The organism is Calothrix anomala FACHB-343 (assembly GCF_014696435.1).
Lineage (GTDB): Bacteria > Cyanobacteriota > Cyanobacteriia > Cyanobacteriales > Nostocaceae > Aulosira > Aulosira anomala_A.
This window is the reverse complement of record NZ_JACJQG010000017.1, coordinates 36657-54545: the sequence shown is the minus strand read 5'-3', so window position 1 is coordinate 54545 and position 17889 is coordinate 36657. Positions and strand designations below refer to the sequence as shown.

At 42.3% G+C, this 17889-nt stretch carries 15 protein-coding genes and 1 pseudogene; 7 read left to right on the top strand and 9 right to left on the bottom strand.

The features are described 5' to 3' along the window. Positions 1 to 36 precede the first annotated feature (36 nt). The 4 genes from H6G08_RS12005 to H6G08_RS11990 all read right to left on the bottom strand — a co-directional run bounded on the left by H6G08_RS12005 (position 37) and on the right by H6G08_RS11990 (position 3549). Positions 37 to 720 (bottom strand): carbonic anhydrase, encoded by a 684-nt coding sequence (locus H6G08_RS12005; protein WP_190542271.1) that lies wholly within the window; start codon positions 718 to 720, stop codon positions 37 to 39. A gap of 169 nt (positions 721 to 889) precedes the next feature. After that, on the bottom strand, positions 890 to 1183 hold the full coding sequence (locus tag H6G08_RS12000; RefSeq protein WP_190542267.1) for a P-II family nitrogen regulator: 294 nt from the start codon (positions 1181 to 1183) through the stop codon (positions 890 to 892). Positions 1184 to 1187: 4 nt separating this feature from the next. Then, positions 1188 to 2177: a sodium-dependent bicarbonate transport family permease gene (locus H6G08_RS11995; RefSeq protein WP_190542263.1), complete on the bottom strand. Its 990-nt coding sequence runs from the start codon at positions 2175 to 2177 to the stop codon at positions 1188 to 1190. Between the two features lie 457 nt (positions 2178 to 2634). Further along, on the bottom strand, positions 2635 to 3549 hold the full coding sequence (locus H6G08_RS11990; RefSeq protein WP_190542260.1) for a metallophosphoesterase family protein: 915 nt from the start codon (positions 3547 to 3549) through the stop codon (positions 2635 to 2637). Positions 3550 to 3680: 131 nt separating this feature from the next. Between H6G08_RS11990 and H6G08_RS11985 the strand changes: the two genes are divergently transcribed. From H6G08_RS11985 to H6G08_RS38675, 3 genes and pseudogenes are all read left to right on the top strand, one after another. After that, positions 3681 to 4580 carry a hypothetical protein gene (locus H6G08_RS11985; protein WP_190542257.1) on the top strand — a complete coding sequence of 300 codons (900 nt, stop codon included), beginning with the start codon at positions 3681 to 3683 and terminating at the stop codon, positions 4578 to 4580. 313 nt (positions 4581 to 4893) lie between these two features. Continuing rightward, positions 4894 to 5295, top strand: coding sequence for a DUF4278 domain-containing protein (locus H6G08_RS11980; RefSeq protein WP_190542254.1), 402 nt, complete (start codon positions 4894 to 4896; stop codon positions 5293 to 5295). A 171-nt stretch (positions 5296 to 5466) separates the two neighbouring features. Continuing rightward, a pseudogene (locus tag H6G08_RS38675) lies at positions 5467 to 5890 on the top strand (hypothetical protein); the annotation flags it as partial. Positions 5891 to 6188: 298 nt separating this feature from the next. Here H6G08_RS38675 and H6G08_RS11970 read toward each other — a convergent pair. The 3 genes from H6G08_RS11970 to gap form a co-directional block, all read right to left on the bottom strand. Beyond that, positions 6189 to 7196: a transaldolase gene (locus H6G08_RS11970; RefSeq protein ID WP_190542248.1), complete on the bottom strand. Its 1008-nt coding sequence runs from the start codon at positions 7194 to 7196 to the stop codon at positions 6189 to 6191. A 446-nt stretch (positions 7197 to 7642) separates the two neighbouring features. Further along, positions 7643 to 9073 carry a pyruvate kinase gene (gene pyk / locus H6G08_RS11965; protein WP_096643572.1) on the bottom strand — a complete coding sequence of 477 codons (1431 nt, stop codon included), beginning with the start codon at positions 9071 to 9073 and terminating at the stop codon, positions 7643 to 7645. Positions 9074 to 9503: 430 nt separating this feature from the next. After that, entirely contained in the window at positions 9504 to 10538 is a 1035-nt protein-coding gene (gene gap / locus H6G08_RS11960; RefSeq protein WP_190542245.1) for a type I glyceraldehyde-3-phosphate dehydrogenase, read from the bottom strand. Between the two features lie 365 nt (positions 10539 to 10903). On the opposite strand from gap, the gene atpD reads away from it, so the two are divergent. The 4 genes from atpD (at position 10904) to H6G08_RS11940 (ending at position 16127) form a co-directional block, all read left to right on the top strand. After that, complete coding sequence (gene atpD / locus H6G08_RS11955; RefSeq protein ID WP_190542242.1) at positions 10904 to 12352, top strand: F0F1 ATP synthase subunit beta; 1449 nt, start codon at positions 10904 to 10906, stop codon at positions 12350 to 12352. A 92-nt stretch (positions 12353 to 12444) separates the two neighbouring features. Then, the gene (atpC, locus tag H6G08_RS11950) at positions 12445 to 12858 is read left to right on the top strand and encodes an ATP synthase F1 subunit epsilon (RefSeq protein ID WP_190542465.1); all 414 of its coding nucleotides are present in this window, start codon (positions 12445 to 12447) and stop codon (positions 12856 to 12858) included. Between the two features lie 273 nt (positions 12859 to 13131). Beyond that, on the top strand, positions 13132 to 15225 hold the full coding sequence (locus H6G08_RS11945; protein WP_190542239.1) for an SPFH domain-containing protein: 2094 nt from the start codon (positions 13132 to 13134) through the stop codon (positions 15223 to 15225). 434 nt (positions 15226 to 15659) lie between these two features. After that, a complete protein-coding gene (locus H6G08_RS11940; RefSeq protein ID WP_190542236.1) occupies positions 15660 to 16127 on the top strand; it encodes a GNAT family N-acetyltransferase in 468 nt (155 codons plus the stop codon). Between the two features lie 80 nt (positions 16128 to 16207). Here the strand turns inward: H6G08_RS11940 and H6G08_RS11935 are convergent, their stop codons facing one another. Next, positions 16208 to 16438: an addiction module protein gene (locus H6G08_RS11935; protein WP_190542232.1), complete on the bottom strand. Its 231-nt coding sequence runs from the start codon at positions 16436 to 16438 to the stop codon at positions 16208 to 16210. Between the two features lie 226 nt (positions 16439 to 16664). After that, positions 16665 to 17813 (bottom strand): alanine--glyoxylate aminotransferase family protein, encoded by a 1149-nt coding sequence (locus H6G08_RS11930; RefSeq protein WP_190542229.1) that lies wholly within the window; start codon positions 17811 to 17813, stop codon positions 16665 to 16667. Positions 17814 to 17889: the final 76 nt, after the last annotated feature.

Sequence of the window (17889 nt, the reverse complement as noted above, 5' to 3'; positions counted from 1 at the left end):
TGGATGTTCTTCAACCCAACCCTGTAAATTAATCAATTAAACGGCATTTTTTGAATATGCGCCAAGCAGAGGATTTGGTACAGGAAAAGGTCGGTTATCTAAAATTTTAAATTGACCGATATTGGCGTCATAAGCAAAAACTTCGCCAGTTTCTATTTCATAAATCCAAGCGTGAAGAGTTAATTTACCACTATGTAATTTTGAGCGAACAGATGGATAAGTTTCTAAATTTTCTATTTGAGTTAAAACGTTTTGTTCAATAGTAATTTTTAGTAGTTTATCGGCTGGATAATCTTTATAATTATCAAGAACTATACGACGAGTTGGTTCAGCATATTGTTTTAGCCAATCATAAACTAACGGCATTTGTTGAGATAAATTTCCTATCTGTAACAGTCCTCTCATGGCTCCGCAGTGGGAATGACCACAAATAACAATATCTCTAATATCTAAAGCTTCAACAGCATATTCTATTCCCGCCGCTTCACCACTCTTGGGTGTACCATAGGCGGGAATAATATTACCAACATTACGAATAACAAATAATTCTCCAGGTAAACTTTGAGTAATTAAACAAGGGTCAATCCGCGAATCTGAACAAGTTATGAATAAGACTTCAGGATTTTGACCGTGAGACAACTGTTCAAATAATTCTCTATGGTTGATGAAGTAGTTGTCATGAAACTCATTTAAACCTGCTATTATGCGTTTTATTGGCACAATTGAATTCCTCTCACCAAAAATATGTTCAGTCTTTTATAGCTTCACAATCAGTAACCAAGTTTCCGCAATCAAATAAAATCTAGAGACACTAATCAGACTGTGATAATTTTTTTGTTTTGAACCCTGATGCTTTAATTTTTACACGAGTGTCTCTAGTTCAGTTTAGTTAATGTGCAATCCACTTGGCATCAGAAACAATACAGACACCTCCAAATTTTTTTAAAATAGGTGTAATCGCTGTTACTACTTCCGATTCTTGTTCTTCTGTACAAACGCTTAATACATATCCGTTTGTCAATGCTGGCGTTTCCAAATCATCAATTATTTTGCCTCTATCGCCTTTACCTGTGACATCTTTGATAATCGTGTAACCAGAAACACCTATACTGTCCAAAATTTTGATCACTTGAGACATTTCTAGGGAATTGGTAATAATTTCTAACCTTTTAACCCTTTCCACTTTGTTAAACTCCCATAGTTTTAATGATGTTCATGTATAACGGAATTCCCACAATAATGTTGAAAGGAAAAGTTAGCGCTAAAGCCATAGAAACATACAAACTGGGATTCGCTTCGGGGACTGTCATTCTCATTGCTGCTGGTACTGCAATATAAGAAGCACTAGCACACAAAACAGCAAATAAAAGTGTATTACCTTCGGAAATGCCAATACATTTAGCAATGATAATTCCGATAATGGCATTGGCTACAGGCATAAATACAGAAAATGCGATTAAAAAAGACCCAGTTTTACCCAAGTCTTTAATTCTTCTAGCAGCTACCATTCCCATATCAAGTAAGAAGAATGCTAGAACTCCATAGAAAATTTGTTGTGTAAATGGTTGCAGTTTCTCCCAGCCTTTTTCTCCTGTAAGAATGCCAATAATTACACTACCAACTAATAGAAATACAGAACCATTTAGAAAAGCTTCTCGCAATACTTCACCCCAAGAAAATTCTCCTTTTTCTTCTCCTGCTTCTCTTTTTCCTGTTTGTGCAAATATTCTCACTAATACAATTCCCACAATAATTGCTGGAGATTCCATCAGCGCTAAAGCTGCTACCATGTAGCCATCAGAGGGAATATTCAGAACTTTGAGAAACGACTGAGCAGTAATGAAAGTAACTGCACTAATTGAGCCATAAGTTGCAGCAATGGCGGCTGCATTATATGCATTTAATTTGATTTTGAGGATGAAAAAAGAATATATAGGAACTGCACAAGCCATGAAAATAGCTGCAGTCAATGTCATAGCTATTTGCGGACTAATTCCACTTTCTTCAAGTTCATAGCCTCCCTTAAATCCAATCGCAAGTAAGAGGTATAAAGAAAACAATTTAGGCAAAGGTTGGGGAACTTCTAAATCTGATTTACAGAAAATCGCTAGCATTCCCAGAAAGAAAAACAATACTGGTGGATTCAGTATGTTAGATAATATGAGGCTAGAATTCATTGGCAATAACCCTGTCCTAAGGAACTATGACTTGCGTTTACAATTTACGGGAGTAATAAAGTTAATTATTGTTGCCGATTGTTAAGTCTTTCCTGGACTATATTTCAAGTTTGTGAAGATCGAGTGTTAATTACTTGTCAACGTTGTGACAAGTGACAAAGTATTATTACTGTATTGAATGCAACAAAATATTAGGCAGATTAATGCTTTCAATGATAATCTGCCTAGAGAGGAGCGGAGAATTTTAAGTATATTCACCAACCAAGTGTGTATGATTATAATACTTACTATGAGTAATAGAGTAAATGCGATCGCTCTTTGGAAAATAGGGAATAGGAGCTAGCAAATAAAGAGTTTAATATTTTGTTAGAAAAATTTTTCGTAAATAGCTGTTATGAAAATATAAATAATGTGGTGGGTTAATGCCCACCCAATATTTAATCAGAAGGTAAGTAAATTAAGCAGATTTTAACGGAATAATAGCCCGATCAAAAACGCGGTTATTAGTGTCGATGCCACTTAATTCTATTCTGTCTGCATGGACATTATATGCAGCGAAACTTAAATCGCTAGTAGAATATTCTGTCCACTCATTTTTACCTACAGGACGATTACCTGCACCTGCGCCACATATTAGGTAAGTTGTACCATTAATTGCACGAGTACGTTCATAATGGTGTTCGTGTCCGTTGATATAAAGTTGTACGCCGTATTTTTGAAATAGGGGAGTGAAAGTTTCTATAAATTCGGGACTACTACCGTAAACTCCTGATGCATAAATTGGATGATGTCCAAAGACAATTTTCCAAGATGCTTTGCTCAGACTTAATTGTTTTTCTAACCAAGGTAGCTGGTTTTTCCAGTCAGCATTACCGTTAGTATCTAAAGCAAAAAATTGTACATCTCCCTGGCTAAATGTATAGTAACGTCCTTTCATATTAAAGCCGCGATATTTAACTTGTGGATCGCCGTTATCAGTGCGAATATCATGATTACCTAAACAAGCATGAAATTTCACACCTTGCTTGAGCAAATCTTTGTAGGGACGTTCAAAAACAGCATTAATTTTTTCAATTTCTCCGTTGTTATAAATGTTATCTCCAGCTAAAACTGCTAAATTGTAAGGATTTGTTTGGTGATAACTAGTCATTGCCTTAGCTACAGCATACTGTCCTTTAGCACCTGTGCCTGTATCGGCGACGGATACAAACCGCAGTAGCAAGCCTTTGTTAGCAGGATTGGCAGCGATCGCGGTTTGTGATTGAGCGAAATCGGTGCTTTGACTGTTTTGCTTAGTGAATATCCAGGTTAATCCTGTACCAAGGGAACCAAGGCTAGTTAAAAATAAAAATTGGCGGCGTTTTAGGTTCATAAATGATTAAATTCAACAACTAGTCAGTTTAGCCTGAGCATTGAGCAATGAAGTGATACATTACAAAAGCAGCTACATTGCTAACAATGTATTTGATTTTTCTTTGATTTGTTGCTCTTGGTAAAAGTTCCATGTCGCAAGACAATCAGAATCCACAACGTCGCCGTAATCCCTCCCAGAGAAACCAGCCAATTTGGAAGTCTACGATTATCCAGGTTCTTAGGGGAACTATTAGCCTGTTAGAAACGGCTGTGGTGAAACTGGAAACAGCACCGCCACCGGGAACTGCGGAAACTCGTGGTTTTTGGGGTGGATTGCTGGCTAAAGTCCGCAATGTTTTACCAGCGAATTTGTCTGCAAAGTTGTCTGATACAGCTTTGACAGGGATAATTGCGGGTATGACTGTGGTTTTAGTGTGGACAACTACGACATTTTTCACCAATAAACCGCCTGAGATAGCGATCGCACCTCCAGTTGAGGAAGTTCCCGCCGCAACGCCTACACCCACGCCAACGATCGCTATTTCGCCGCAGCCAGAATTAGCAACGCCAGAACCAGCAGCACCAGAAGAAGTTACGCCAACACCAACAGCAGAAGTTCCACCAGTGGAACCGACGCCAACACCAGAACCGACACCAGAACCAACGCCAACACCGGAACCAACACCTACGCCTGAACCTACGCCAGCAGTGCAATTAACTCCAGAACAAGTGTTAATTGCAGCTATTGAAAATCAAGTAGCAGAAATTAGCGATCGCGTTGCTTCTGGACTTATAAAATCAATTCAAGCTAATTTTCGTACTAGTAACCTAACTGTGAAAATTAGCGACGATTGGTATACTCTCACTGCATCTCAACAAGATCAACTCGCCGCCGATATTTTACAACGCTCTCAAGAACTTGATTTCACACATTTAGAGGTGGTTGATTTTCAAGATAGGCTGGTAGCGCGCAATCCGGTTGTTGGGAATGAAATGATTATTTTTAAACGGCGAATAATACCTTTTATCGGCAAAAATTCCGTAAATTGACGGAAAAATTCTCGTTGTTTTAAAGCTACAGGTAGAGGTTAAAGTGCATCTGCTAAAGGACTTGTTGTGTCTAATTTAGATTTTTAGCGCCTAAGCGCTTTATATTAGCTTTAAATAAATATAGAAATTAACACCGATGTCTAATAAAAGACTCAGTGCAAAAATAAAAGCTATCAACGAAAGCAAGTTTTAGGTAAAAAACATACCAATCTCATCAGTAATATTCTGGTAACACTATTTCTGCCAGATATCTTATCTGTAAAGGATTTAGGCTATGAATTACCTTTGCAAAACAGTAATCACATACTATAAAATGAAACTCTACTATCGCGGACTTACTTACGAATACAATTCCTCTGAAGTAGCTAAAAAAAGCACAAAACCTTTTGAGCCTGTTTGCCATCAAGGTTCTGCTTATAACTTGACTTATCGTGGAACAACCTACCGTGTTGACCCTAATATTGAGCCTACGCCAGTTCCAGCACCAACCGTAGCTTATCAATTAATGTATCGAGGAATCGTTTATTCTGTGCAGAGAACGCATACAGGAGAAGTTTCTACAACATCCTCTCAACCTGGAAATTGCGTCTCAGCAATGAAACCAAAGTCTATCCTAATAACTGATTCCTATAATCACAATCAAATTCCCAACTTCTTCAATTCCAATTTGTCACTATCGCGCTTTATTCAGGCAATAAGTGGATTATTCCTGTAGAAATCATAAAACGTTTTATTGTGCTGACTTGTCTGATTTTCTTTATTGTTTGTGTCTGTGCATAAGGCAAAAAAATATATAGCAGTCCTCTTTGATTTGTAAAAATCGATAGTATAAAATCCCCGACTTTTTCAAAAAGTTGGGGATATTTTAACGCATTAAGAATTAGCGACGCCAGAAGCAACACCAACGCTAGCAGTAGAATTGACTCCAGAATAAGTGTTAATTGCAGCTATCGAAAATCAAGTAGCAGAAATTAGCGATCGCGTTCCTTCTGGGTTTATAAAATCAATTCAAGCTAATTTAATTTTCGCACTAGTGGTCTGTCCCATTAATTTTGCTGGGTAAAAAACGAACCGCGAAGACGCGAAGTCCGCGAAGGAAGAGAAAAGAAGAAAAAACTTACCCCACAGAATTAATGAGACAAAGCACTAGTAACCTAACTGTAAAAATTAGCGACGATTGGTATACCCTCACCGCATCCAAACAAACACCTGGAAATGTTGGGTTACCCTTCGGGAAGCCGCTTCGCGTCTACGTTCCTCAACCCAACCTACGTGGCTTGAGGTTTTTGGCGCTAACTGAACTGTATTGATTTTTAAACGGCGAGTAAGTGAGCAGAAAATTAGCACGAAATGAATTAATTGAACCGCCTTCTCTGCGAGAGGCTTCCGCCAACGTGCAGCGTCTCCCAGAGAAGACGCCAAGTACGCCAAGAGTTCTTATCCCAATTGGAAAACAGAATGCGACAGATTGTAGGGGCACTGGCACTGCCATGCCCTCTAGAATATTTTGATGTGTCGCAAAGATTATATAAAAAACCCGATTAATAAATAATCAGGTTTGAGAGTCAACTATTAAGTTTTGAAGTGCTAACTAAATGGAGAAAAATTCTAAGCTACAGGAGTTGCAGATTTAGCTTCTAGGGTAGCCAATCTGTTAGCCAATAGTTTTTCTAATTCTTCTAAGGCTTTGGTAAAACCTTGAATACCTTCTGCTAGCTTGTCAGTCGCCATGCGATCGCTGGCGTGCATTTTGTCAAAGGTGGCTTTGTCGATGGAGATTTTTTCAATTTCCACGCTAGCGGCTTTAGCGGGATCGAGTTTGCGGGGTAATTCGCCAACGGTTGCTTGCAATTCCGCCAATAGTGAAGGCGAGATTGTCAGCAAATCGCTACCAGCTAACTCAGTAATTTCGCCAATGTTACGGAAGCTAGCTCCCATAACTTCGGTTTTGTAGCCGAATTTCTTGTAGTAGTTGTAAATTGTGGTAACAGATAATACGCCTGGGTCTTCTGCTGAGGGGTAGCTGTCGCGTCCAGTATCTTTCTTGTACCAGTCGAGAATCCGACCGACGAAGGGAGAAATTAGGGTAACGCCAGCTTCCGCACAGGCGATCGCTTGGTGCAAGCCAAACAGTAGTGTTAAGTTACAATGAATACCTTCTTTTTCCAGAATTTCCGCAGCCCGGATACCTTCCCAAGTGGTGGCAATTTTAATTAAAACGCGATCGCGACCAACTCCGGCGGCGGCGTATTGGGCAATTAATTCTCTAGCTTTGGTGACAGTAGCTTCAGTATCGAAGGATAACCGCGCATCAACTTCTGTAGATACTCGACCAGGAATGATTTGTAAAATCTTTAACCCGAATGCTACCGCCAAACGGTCAAAAGCGATGGTCACAATTTGTGCTTGGCTAGCACCTGCACCTGCATCTTTTTTTGCTTGCAGTAAAGTCTGATCGACAATTTCCTGATATTCAGGCATTTGTGCCGCCGCAGTAATCAGCGAGGGGTTTGTGGTCGCGTCTTGGGGTTTAAACTTTTCAATAGCTTGAATATCCCCTGTATCCGCAACTACTACAGTCATTGTCCGCAATTGCTCTAGTAGGTTCTTAGACATAAATTGCTCCGTGTTGTGTGCTTGTTTAGGATTTACATTAGGAAAGGCAGAGGGCAGTCTTGATGAAACAATTTTCATCGCCATGTATGAAAGGACAAGGGGGACAAGGGGGACAAGGGAGACAAGGAGGACAAGGGAGACAAGGGAGAAATAACTCTTTCAAGTTACAAGGGATGATTTTTGACTCAAGGCTAAAGGCTAGGTGTTGGTTGTCGGATTTCTCGTGAAGCTACCTGAAAAAATGCCTTGAAAACTACGATTGCTGATTCAAAAAACTAGCCCCTAGCCCCTAGCCCCTAGTCCCTAGCCCCTTCTGCCTCCTTTACCAATTACCCTCTTATTTCCACTCTTTGCTGTACCTACAATTCTGATTTTGGCAACTTTTCTTAATTCTTGCCTAAGCAAGTATTTTCAAAGTCTTGCGCCTCGCCCCTATTCTAGAAGGCTTATGCCAAAATCGGTTGTCCAATAGAATGCACTTTAATTAAACTAGTTGTTCCTGATTGACCAATTGGTACGCCAGAGGTAATAACTACTTGGTCGCCTTCTTTGGCTAAACCTATGTCTACGACTGTGTTCACCACATTCATAAACATTTCTTCGGCGTTGTGGACTGGCGGAATTAATAAGGGAATCACGCCCCAAGAAAGTGCTAGCTGACGGTAAGCCATTTCATCTGGGGTGAGGGCAATAATTGGTGTGGATGGGCGGTATTTAGATACGAGTTGGGCTGTACTTCCCGAAGAAGTATTACAAAGAATTGCTTTTGCGCCGATTTCATAGGCAATTCGACATACTGCTTCTGCTACCGACTCGGTAACGCTCAAACTACCCGCTTCATGACACCAGGCGTGGCTGCTACCTTCCTGTAACGATTGTTCTGTGCGCACGGCGATATTATGCATGATCTGGACGGCACCGATAGGATATTCGCCTACAGCCGTTTCTCCCGAAAGCATGACTGCATCCGTACCATCCCAGATAGAGTTAGCCACATCTGTAGCTTCGGCACGGGTGGGATCGGGGGCGCTAATCATCGATTCCAGCATTTGGGTGGCAGTAATCACAGGTTTTCCTGCTCGATTACAACGGTGAATAATATCTTTTTGAATGTGGGGAACTTCGTGAATTGGCATTTCCACGCCTAAATCACCACGAGCAATCATAATGCCATCGGCGGCTGCCAAAATGCGATCGAAGTTTTTGACCGCTTCTGGGCGTTCGATTTTAGCGATTACCCGAATTTTTGCTCCCGCAGCTTCAATCATTCTTTGGGCTGGTTCTAAGTCTCGTGGTGATTGTACAAAGGAGACTGCGACCCAATCCACACCCAACTGAATGCCAAATCGTAAATCCTGCAAGTCTTTTTCGGTGATGGAACTGACGGGTAAACGAGTTTCTGGGAGGTTTACCCCCTTGTGGGTGGAAATTAAACCGCCAATTTTCACATGGGCGCGAATGCGATCGGCATCGCGATCGCTCACAACTAATTTCACCCGACCATCATTAATCGAAATCGGTTCCCCTGGGCGCACCATTGCAAACAAAGTCGGCAATGGTAAAGGTAGTTCGTCAACACTTTCGCCCTTTTCTTGTAAGACAAAAGTTACCTCGCTACCAGCTTCCACCATCAGCCCTTCCGGTGGTAATTTGCCCAAGCGAATTTTCGGCCCGCATAAGTCTTGCATAATTGCGATCGGCTTGCGCTGTCGCGAACTAATCTGCCGCAGATAGCCAGCCGTTTGCGCGTGGAATTCATAGGCCCCGTGAGAAAAATTGAGCCGCGCCACATTCATCCCAGCTTCTACCAATGCTTCTAGCCGCTCAGGTGCGCATGTAGCAGGGCCAACAGTACAAATAATTTTGGTTCGACGCATAGGAATTGAGGGTTTAGGAATAGCCTGGGGTTTTCCCCAAAACCTGCGACCTGGATATCTAATACCAATTCAAAATTCAAAATTCTCTCTTGGAAAGTTCTGATCGCCGGAAGCCGGCGCTCAGACTTTCCGCAAAATTCAAAATTAAGAAATTCAGACTGTATCTGGGTTTCCGGTTTTGAATGTGTTGCTCTCTTTTAAAGAATCGGTATAAAGCATCCAAATTCACAAGTGCTTCATATCACTTAGCTGCCCAGTAAAATTACTCTTCTATCTAGTTTTGCTATCAAAAGTTATGCGTCGTTTTACCAAGAGACCAGAGTCAACAGTCAACAGTCAACAGTCAACAGTCCAGATTGCTTCACCAATGACCATTGACCATTGACAAATGACCATTGACCATTGACCAATGACCATTGACTCATCCCAATTAACTCACAGTAGCCAATTGTTCTTTCTGTGCCATAGATAACATTAAGTCAACTACACGATTGGAGTAGCCCCATTCGTTGTCGTACCAAGCAACCACTTTAAAAAAGTTGGAGTTGAGTTCAATGCCGGCACCCGCATCAAAGATGCTGGAATGAGTGTCACCCTGAAAATCTGTAGATACTACTTCTTCGTCAGAATAGCCGAGTACTCCTTTTAACTCACCTTCAGACGCAGCTTTCATGGCGGCGCAAATTTCTTTGTAACTAGTGGCTTTATCTGTCTTAAAGGTTAAATCCACTACAGAAACATCGGGAGTAGGAACTCGGAAAGCCATACCCGTCAATTTACCCTTCAATTCTGGTAAAACCAATGCCACAGCTTTAGCTGCGCCTGTGGAAGAAGGGATAATATTTTGGGCTGCACCCCGACCGCCACGCCAGTCTTTTTTACTGGGGCCGTCTACAGTGGGCTGAGTCGCAGTCATGGCGTGAACTGTGGTCATTAAACCTTCGCTCAAGCCGAAATTATCATTGATAACCTTAGCCACTGGAGCCAGACAGTTGGTGGTACAGCTGGCATTGGAAACAATGGTATGTTTACTGGGGTCGAATAGGTGATGATTAACACCCATCAGCAAAGTAGGAACCAAGTCTGGATCTTTAGTGGGAGCAGAAATTACTACCCGTTTAGCACCAGCCTTGAGGTGATTTGTAGCTCCCTCTTGACCAGTAAACAGCCCTGTAGATTCCACAACATAATCTACACCCAATTTTCCCCAAGGTAACTCGGCTGGATTACGAATCGACACACAAGGAATAAAATGTCCATCAATGACGATGCCATCTTCCCTTGCTTCCACCTTACCTTTAAATTTACCGTGGGTTGAATCGTATTTAAATAGATAAGCAAGATTATCTGGCGGTACTAGGTCATTAATCCCCACAAACTCAATATTGGGGTTATTAATGCCAGCGCGAAGCACAAGCCGCCCGATCCGGCCGAATCCATTGATACCAACTTTCAACTTCGTCACAATTAATCTCCTGTTCTGATAACCCAAAAGGGCTATTACCCTATCTTCAACGCTGCATTCATCTAGATAGTTTTGGTCTGACTTAGCTGATCGTTACAGTCACCAGAAGAGAAACCCTGATTTTATTGGCATCTTTTAAGGTTTTGGTCAGAAAAAAATTTGGCAGATCGAATCTTTCATGCTGCGATCCCCGTCGTGCCTGATATCTACTGACTCAAGACCAGAAATTATCAACAACCCAGTCTTAAGAATGAATATTATGGCAGAGAATGGGTTCGTTCAGTGTTAATCTGAAAAGTGACATTACTTCATATTATGTCGTCTACGACCCTATCTGAAATATAGCTTCAATCATTAGGCTCAGCATGGTCACCACCGCAGAAAAAACAAACATCGGTTACATTACCCAAATCATCGGTCCTGTTGTAGACGTTAAATTTCCCGGCGGGAAATTGCCGCAAATCTACAACGCTTTGACCATCAAAGGCTCCAACGAAGCTGGACAGGAAATCAACCTGACCGTCGAAGTACAGCAACTGCTGGGCGACAACCAGGTGCGGGCTGTTGCAATGAGCTCCACCGATGGCTTAGTGCGTGGTCTGGAAGTAGTAGATACTGGTGCGCCAATTAACGTACCAGTAGGTAAAGCTACTTTGGGTCGGATTTTCAACGTCCTGGGCGAACCTGTAGACAATCAAGGGCCTGTAAATCCTGAGGCTACATTGCCTATCCACCGCGAGGCTCCCAAATTCACCGATCTGGAAACCAAACCTTCAGTGTTTGAAACCGGAATTAAAGTTGTAGATTTGCTGACTCCTTATCGCCGTGGCGGTAAGATTGGTCTGTTCGGCGGTGCAGGTGTTGGTAAGACCGTGATCATGATGGAGTTGATCAACAACATCGCGACTCAGCACGGTGGCGTATCTGTATTCGCTGGCGTGGGCGAGCGCACCCGCGAAGGTAATGACCTCTACAATGAAATGATTGAATCTGGGGTAATCAACAAAGATAACCTCAATGAATCAAAAATTGCTCTAGTTTACGGTCAGATGAACGAACCACCTGGAGCAAGAATGCGGGTAGGTCTGTCTGGCTTGACAATGGCAGAATATTTCCGCGATGTTAACAAACAAGACGTATTGCTGTTTGTTGACAACATCTTCCGGTTCGTACAAGCAGGTTCTGAAGTATCTGCGCTGTTGGGACGGATGCCTTCTGCGGTAGGATATCAGCCTACTCTGGGTACTGACGTAGGTGCATTACAAGAGCGGATTACCTCAACTACAGAAGGTTCTATTACCTCTATTCAAGCTGTATACGTACCTGCGGACGACTTAACTGACCCCGCACCTGCAACCACCTTCGCTCACTTGGACGGAACAACCGTACTGTCTCGTGGTTTGGCTTCTAAGGGCATTTATCCAGCAGTAGACCCCTTAGGCTCTACTTCCACCATGCTTCAGCCAGAAATCGTTGGTGATGAACATTACAGCACTGCCCGTGCGGTACAAGCAACATTGCAGCGCTATAAAGAACTGCAAGACATCATCGCTATTCTCGGTTTAGATGAATTGTCTGAAGAAGACCGTCTAACAGTAGCACGCGCCCGGAAGGTTGAGCGCTTCTTATCTCAGCCATTCTTCGTAGCAGAAGTATTTACCGGTTCTCCTGGTAAATATGTGAAGTTGGAAGACACCATCAAAGGGTTCCAAAAAATTCTGTCTGGTGAATTGGACGATCTGCCAGAACAGGCTTTCTACTTGGTGGGCGATATTAACGAAGCGATCGCCAAAGGCCAAAAGCTCAAAGGCTAGAAATTTTGTCAATAGTCCAGAGTCAATAGTCCAAAGTAATTTGACTATTGACCATTGACTGTTGACCGTTGACTATTGACAATTCACAAGTTATGACATTAACCGTTCGTGTAATTTCCCCAGATAAAACTGTGTGGGATGCTGCTGCTGAAGAAGTAATTCTCCCCAGCACTACTGGTCAGCTAGGTATCCTGAGCGGACACGCACCCCTGTTAACCGCCCTAGATACAGGTGTAATGCGGGTACGTGCCGACAAAAATCAAGATTGGCAAGCGATCGCTCTTTTGGGCGGTTTTGCCGAAGTTGAAGAAGATGAAGTCACCATTCTTGTCAATGGTGCTGAACGCGGCAGCGCTATTAACCTCGATGAAGCCCGTGCTGCATATAATGAAGCACAAACCAAACTAAATCAGGTTGCAGCAGGCGATCGCCAAGCTCAGATTCAGGCAAATCAAGCCTTCAAACGCGCCCGCGCTCGGTTTCAAGCTGCTGGCGGTTTGCTCTAAAATCTTACTCAATATTTCAACTTTTGAGGGTGGGCGATATGTCCACCCTTAATTTTTTGGAAATAGGGGCTGGGGGCTAGGGACTAGGGACTAGAGGCTAGGGAGACAAGGAGGACAAATGACAAATGACCATTGACTATTGACCATTGACAAATGACCATTGACTATTGACTATTAACTTCTAACAAAAAAATTACACCAAGTTTAAGAAATCTAATATCGTCCAAGTGAAGTGATAACTTAGATAATTAGTTGCCCAGAAGGGCACATATTATGAATAAGTTTAAATCTTCTTTTGCTAAGATTGCCGGATCTTTAGTTGCATCATTAGCAGTAGCTGGCAGTGTTAGTTATACCAGCTTTGCCAATGCATCAACAGTAGAAACACTTAGAGCAAACAATATCGCCTCAGTTTCAGTCAAACCGACACAGCCACAACCAGTCATTGCCCAGTTACAAACCAGCAATACTCAATACCAGGCAATGCAATTATCGCCTGGGGTGCTAGTCCCAATTATTGTTTTGGGTGGTGTAATTGTCTTTGTTCCCCTGTTCTTTGGTGGTTTGGTAGTCATTGGCGAACGGGAAGTTGGTATTGTCGTCCGAAAATTTACCTTATCTGGACGCGGACTTCCTGCAGGACGACTAATTGCGCTCAATGGTGAGGCGGGTTTGCAAGCCGATACCCTAGCACCCGGTTGGCATTGGGGATATTGGCCTTGGCAATATTCTGTGCGTAAAGAATCGGTGGTAGTTGTACCTCAAGGTGAAATCGCCTTAATTGTCGCCGCAGATGGTGCATCCAACCCGCCAGAACGCATCCTGGGTAAAATTGTCGATTGTGATAACTTCCAAGATGCGCGGAAATTCCTCACCCACGGTGGCGAAAAAGGTCGGCAAATGGGCTTTTTGACGGCTGGTACTTATCGTATCAATACCGCCTTATTTAAAGTCATCATGGCGTCAAATGCCTCCGCTCATGGCATGAATCCAGAACATTTGCGGGTGTACAACGTTGCATCTGATAAAGTTGGCATCGTAACTACTCTAGATGGTTTACCAATTGCTGGTGGAGAAATCGCCGGGCCGACAATTGACGGACATGACAACTTCCAAAACGGACAGAAATTCATTGATGCAGGCGGACGCCGAGGTTTACAAGAGCAGATTCTCCTTTCTGGTTCTTGGAACTTGAATCCTTGGTTTGTTCAGGTTGAGCAAGTACCAATGACGGAAATTCCGATTGGTTATGTAGGTGTGGTAATTTCTTTCGTAGGTCAAGCTCAAGAAGATGTCAGTGGTGCAGCCTTCACCCACGGTAATTTGGTGAACCAGGGACATAAGGGTGTATGGGTTGAACCACTGTATCCAGGTAAGCACCCGCTAAATTCCCGCATCATGAAAATTGAATTGGTACCGACGACCAACATTGTTTTAAACTGGTCGGGTCGTACCGAACGCCACAGTTATGATGCGAAACTCGCTTCTTTAACAGTGCGATCGCGTGATGGGTTCGCTTTTGATTTAGAAGTAGCGCAAATTATCCACGTTGGTGCTTTGGATGCGCCAAAGGTAATTTCTCGCGTTGGTTCTATGCAAAACCTGGTAGACCATGTATTAGAACCAACTATCGGTAACTATTTCCGAAATTCAGCCCAAAACTGCACTGTCCTTGACTTTCTCACCGCTAGAAGCGAGCGTCAAGCGGAAGCTGCTGAGTATATTAAAGTAGCAATCCGGGCTTATGATGTGCAAGCAATAGACACCTTAATTGGTGATATTCAACCGCCAGCAACCCTGATGCAAACCCAAACTGACCGGAAAATAGCCGAGGAACAGCGCAAAACCTACGAAGTGCAGCAAGCGGCGCAAACCCAACGCCAACAACTAGTCAGGGAAACAGCATTAGCTGATATTCAGCAAGAAATGGTGAAATCAGAGCAAAGCGTGCATATTGCTGACTTGAAAGCACAAGCGCAAATTAAGCAAGCTAATGGGGAAGCCGAAGGTACAAAACTCCGCGCGATCGCGGAAGCTGAAGGTATCCGCGCCACAGGTAACGCTAAAGCCGAAACCTACCGCGCTGGTGTGGAAGCCTTGGGGCCACAAGGTTATACCGCGATGCAGTTGATGCAGATTATTGGCGATCGCAATGTCCGCCTGATTCCCGATATCCTAGTTGGTGGTAGTAACGGCAGCACTAACGGTTTAGTTGATGGTTTACTTTCACTAATTTTGTGGAATCAAACTGCTAAACCTGGTGAGACATTACCCACACCATTACATCCCCAACCAATAGTTAAAACCCAACCCAACGGACAAAGTACAATTCCGCCAATAGTTGTTGATTTTACTGGGGATAAATAACGTTGAACTACTACACCCTTGTTTTTATTTCAACAAAACAGGGGTAATATTCTCAACAAATAATTAATCAATATTGTAGGGGTTTAGCATTGCTAAACCCTCTATATTATAGATATTTCCGCTATCAAATTAATGATTAATAAAGTAAGTCTGTGGAAAAAAACCAAACTATGTTACGAAACGTAAACTGGCTTGAAACCCTTACCAATGACAAATGACAAATGACAAATGACAGCCCTCGCCAGTTATGTTTAATTGCACCGCCCTACTAATACCAATTTAAATATTGTTTGCGGTACATTAATATATTCTAGAGGGCATGGCAATGCCAAGCCCCTACCATCTGCCGTATTCTTTTTTCAAATTGATATAAAAATTATAAAATTACTTTTTTGTAAAATTGTATAATAATACGATGCGTAAATATTAATTTTATGCAAATAAGATTATTTAAGCCGCAAGATGCAGAGCAAATAGCGCAATTATTTCACGCAACAGTACGTGAAGTTAATATTCGTGACTACTCAAGCAGTCAAGTTACAGCATGGGCACCAGATGATATTAACTTTCGAGATTGGGCAAAAATTTGTTCAGAAAGATTTACTTATGTTGCTGAAGATGAAGGTGTAATTGCAGGTTTTGGCGAGTTAGAACTCAACGGACATATAGACTGCTTTTATTGCCATAAAAACTATCAACGGATGGGTGTTGGTAGTAAGATTTATGCGGCAATTGAAGCAAAAGCTTATGAGTTAGGAATTAAGCGCTTGTACGTTGAAGCAAGTATTACCGCCAAGAGATTTTTCTTAAATAAGGGTTTCTCTATCATTACTGAGCAACAAGTAGAACGTAGAGGAGAAACTTTTATTAATTATGTAATGGAAAAAGTTTTTAATTGCTAATTAATATTGCTTACTGCATTCATCATACCCTATTGCTGCATCAAGCTCTTTTCTAGCTTCAGTATGGATGACAATAAACTTCACGAGTACTTTTCTCTTAACTCAGAAAAAACTTGCAACGCGGATTCACCAATAGCAGGATTACGATTAATTGCATCCAAGCGTTGGCTTAATTCCTCGTCCCAAATTACTTCTAGATTATCATCTATACCCTCATCCAGAGAATGAATTAAAAAGTAGGCAATTTCAGCACGTTCTTTTGCAGATAGCTGAGAAAGTTCGAGTTTAAGTTTTTCTGCTGTTTCGCTCATACTTTGAGGTCTTGCCAATAATTATGACCTAACAATTATAAGTTTAACAGCCGCATCGTAATTGTGCTTTATGGGTAAACTACTCTCACGCAGCGACTTTCCAAAGGATAGCATTTTGAAGAGAGAATATTTTGTGGTGCGATCGCACTTACGCCACTTGATTACCAAGATTGAATCATCCCCCGCTATACTTTTGAAGTTAGCGGAGGAAAGATTTTCAGAAACACTATTTAGCTAAAACTTGGCGTAATGCTTCTAAAAGTTGATCGACACTTTCTTTGCGACTATTAAAACCCATTAGTCCAACGCGCCAAACTTTACCAGCTAGTTCGCCTAAACCACCACCAATTTCAATGTTATGTTCGTTAAGTAATTGTCTCGCAATTGCTTTACCATCCAACCCTTCGCGAATGCAGACAGTTGTGAGAGTTGGTAAGCGGAACTCTCGCTCAACATGCAAACTCAGTCCTAAATCTTCCAGTCCATCCCACAGATACTCTACGTTCTTTTGATGCCGTTGCCAACAGTTAGCTAATCCTTCTTCTGCAACTAAACGCAGTGCTTCCCGCAGTGCATAGTACAAATTAATCGGGGCTGTGTGATGATATACACGCTCGCTACCCCAATATTTACCTAACAAGTTCATATCTAAATACCAGTTAGCCACCTTGGTGCGGCGCTGTTGCAATTTTTCTATGGCGCGAGGACTCATGGTAAAGGGAGAAGCACCAGGAGGACAACCCAAGCCTTTTTGACTACAGCTATAGGCTAGATCAACTCCCCAATTATCTAAGAATATGGGCACGCCTCCTAAACTGGTAACTGTATCTACTAATAACAGCGTGCCAAATTCACGACATAAATCACCAACTCCTTCTAAGGGTTGACGCGCACCAGTGGAAGTTTCTGCATGAACTAAAGCCAGGATGGCGGGACGATGAGTTTCTAAAGCATTACGCAGTTCTTCTAAGTTAAAAACTTGTCCCCAGGGTTTGGTAATAGTGCGGACATCTGCGCCGTATCTTCCCGCCATATCAACGAGGCGATTGCCAAAGTAGCCAGCGACACCTATTAATACCACATCACCTGGTTCGGTAATGTTGGCAATAGTCGCTTCCATTGCGGCGGTACCGGTACCGCTAACTGCAATTGTCAAGGGGTTTTCTGTTTGCCACACATAGCGCAGTAAGGATTGAATTTCATCCATGAGGGCAAGAAAAGCGGGATCTAAATGCCCTACAGGTGAAGTATTCATGGCTTGTAATACCGCCGGATGAGCATTAGAGGGCCCTGGCCCCAAAAGTAAGCGAGATGGGACTTCTAAAGGTGAAATTTGCAACCTTTGGCTATCGTTGATTGAGACTGTTGATGTCATGATTGGTTCTAAGCTATATCGTACATATCCGCATCATAGAGCGATCGCATCACCGTTGTTTGATTTTGTTTACCGA

What these genes read in the sequence shown, in the direction of transcription:
- H6G08_RS11980 (WP_190542254.1), top strand. Translation starts at nt 4,894, where the DNA reads ATGAAACTCTACTATCGCGGACTTACTTACGAATACAATTCCTCTGAA.
- H6G08_RS11970 (WP_190542248.1), bottom strand. Translation starts at nt 7,196, where the DNA reads ATGTCTAAGAACCTACTAGAGCAATTGCGGACAATGACTGTAGTAGTT.
- pyk (WP_096643572.1), bottom strand. Translation starts at nt 9,073, where the DNA reads ATGCGTCGAACCAAAATTATTTGTACTGTTGGCCCTGCTACATGCGCA.
- atpD (WP_190542242.1), top strand. Translation starts at nt 10,904, where the DNA reads ATGGTCACCACCGCAGAAAAAACAAACATCGGTTACATTACCCAAATC.
- H6G08_RS11990 (WP_190542260.1), bottom strand. Translation starts at nt 3,549, where the DNA reads ATGAACCTAAAACGCCGCCAATTTTTATTTTTAACTAGCCTTGGTTCC.
- atpC (WP_190542465.1), top strand. Translation starts at nt 12,445, where the DNA reads ATGACATTAACCGTTCGTGTAATTTCCCCAGATAAAACTGTGTGGGAT.
- H6G08_RS11930 (WP_190542229.1), bottom strand. Translation starts at nt 17,813, where the DNA reads ATGACATCAACAGTCTCAATCAACGATAGCCAAAGGTTGCAAATTTCA.
- H6G08_RS11995 (WP_190542263.1), bottom strand. Translation starts at nt 2,177, where the DNA reads ATGAATTCTAGCCTCATATTATCTAACATACTGAATCCACCAGTATTG.
- H6G08_RS11985 (WP_190542257.1), top strand. Translation starts at nt 3,681, where the DNA reads ATGTCGCAAGACAATCAGAATCCACAACGTCGCCGTAATCCCTCCCAG.
- H6G08_RS11945 (WP_190542239.1), top strand. Translation starts at nt 13,132, where the DNA reads ATGAATAAGTTTAAATCTTCTTTTGCTAAGATTGCCGGATCTTTAGTT.
- H6G08_RS11935 (WP_190542232.1), bottom strand. Translation starts at nt 16,438, where the DNA reads ATGAGCGAAACAGCAGAAAAACTTAAACTCGAACTTTCTCAGCTATCT.
- H6G08_RS11940 (WP_190542236.1), top strand. Translation starts at nt 15,660, where the DNA reads ATGCAAATAAGATTATTTAAGCCGCAAGATGCAGAGCAAATAGCGCAA.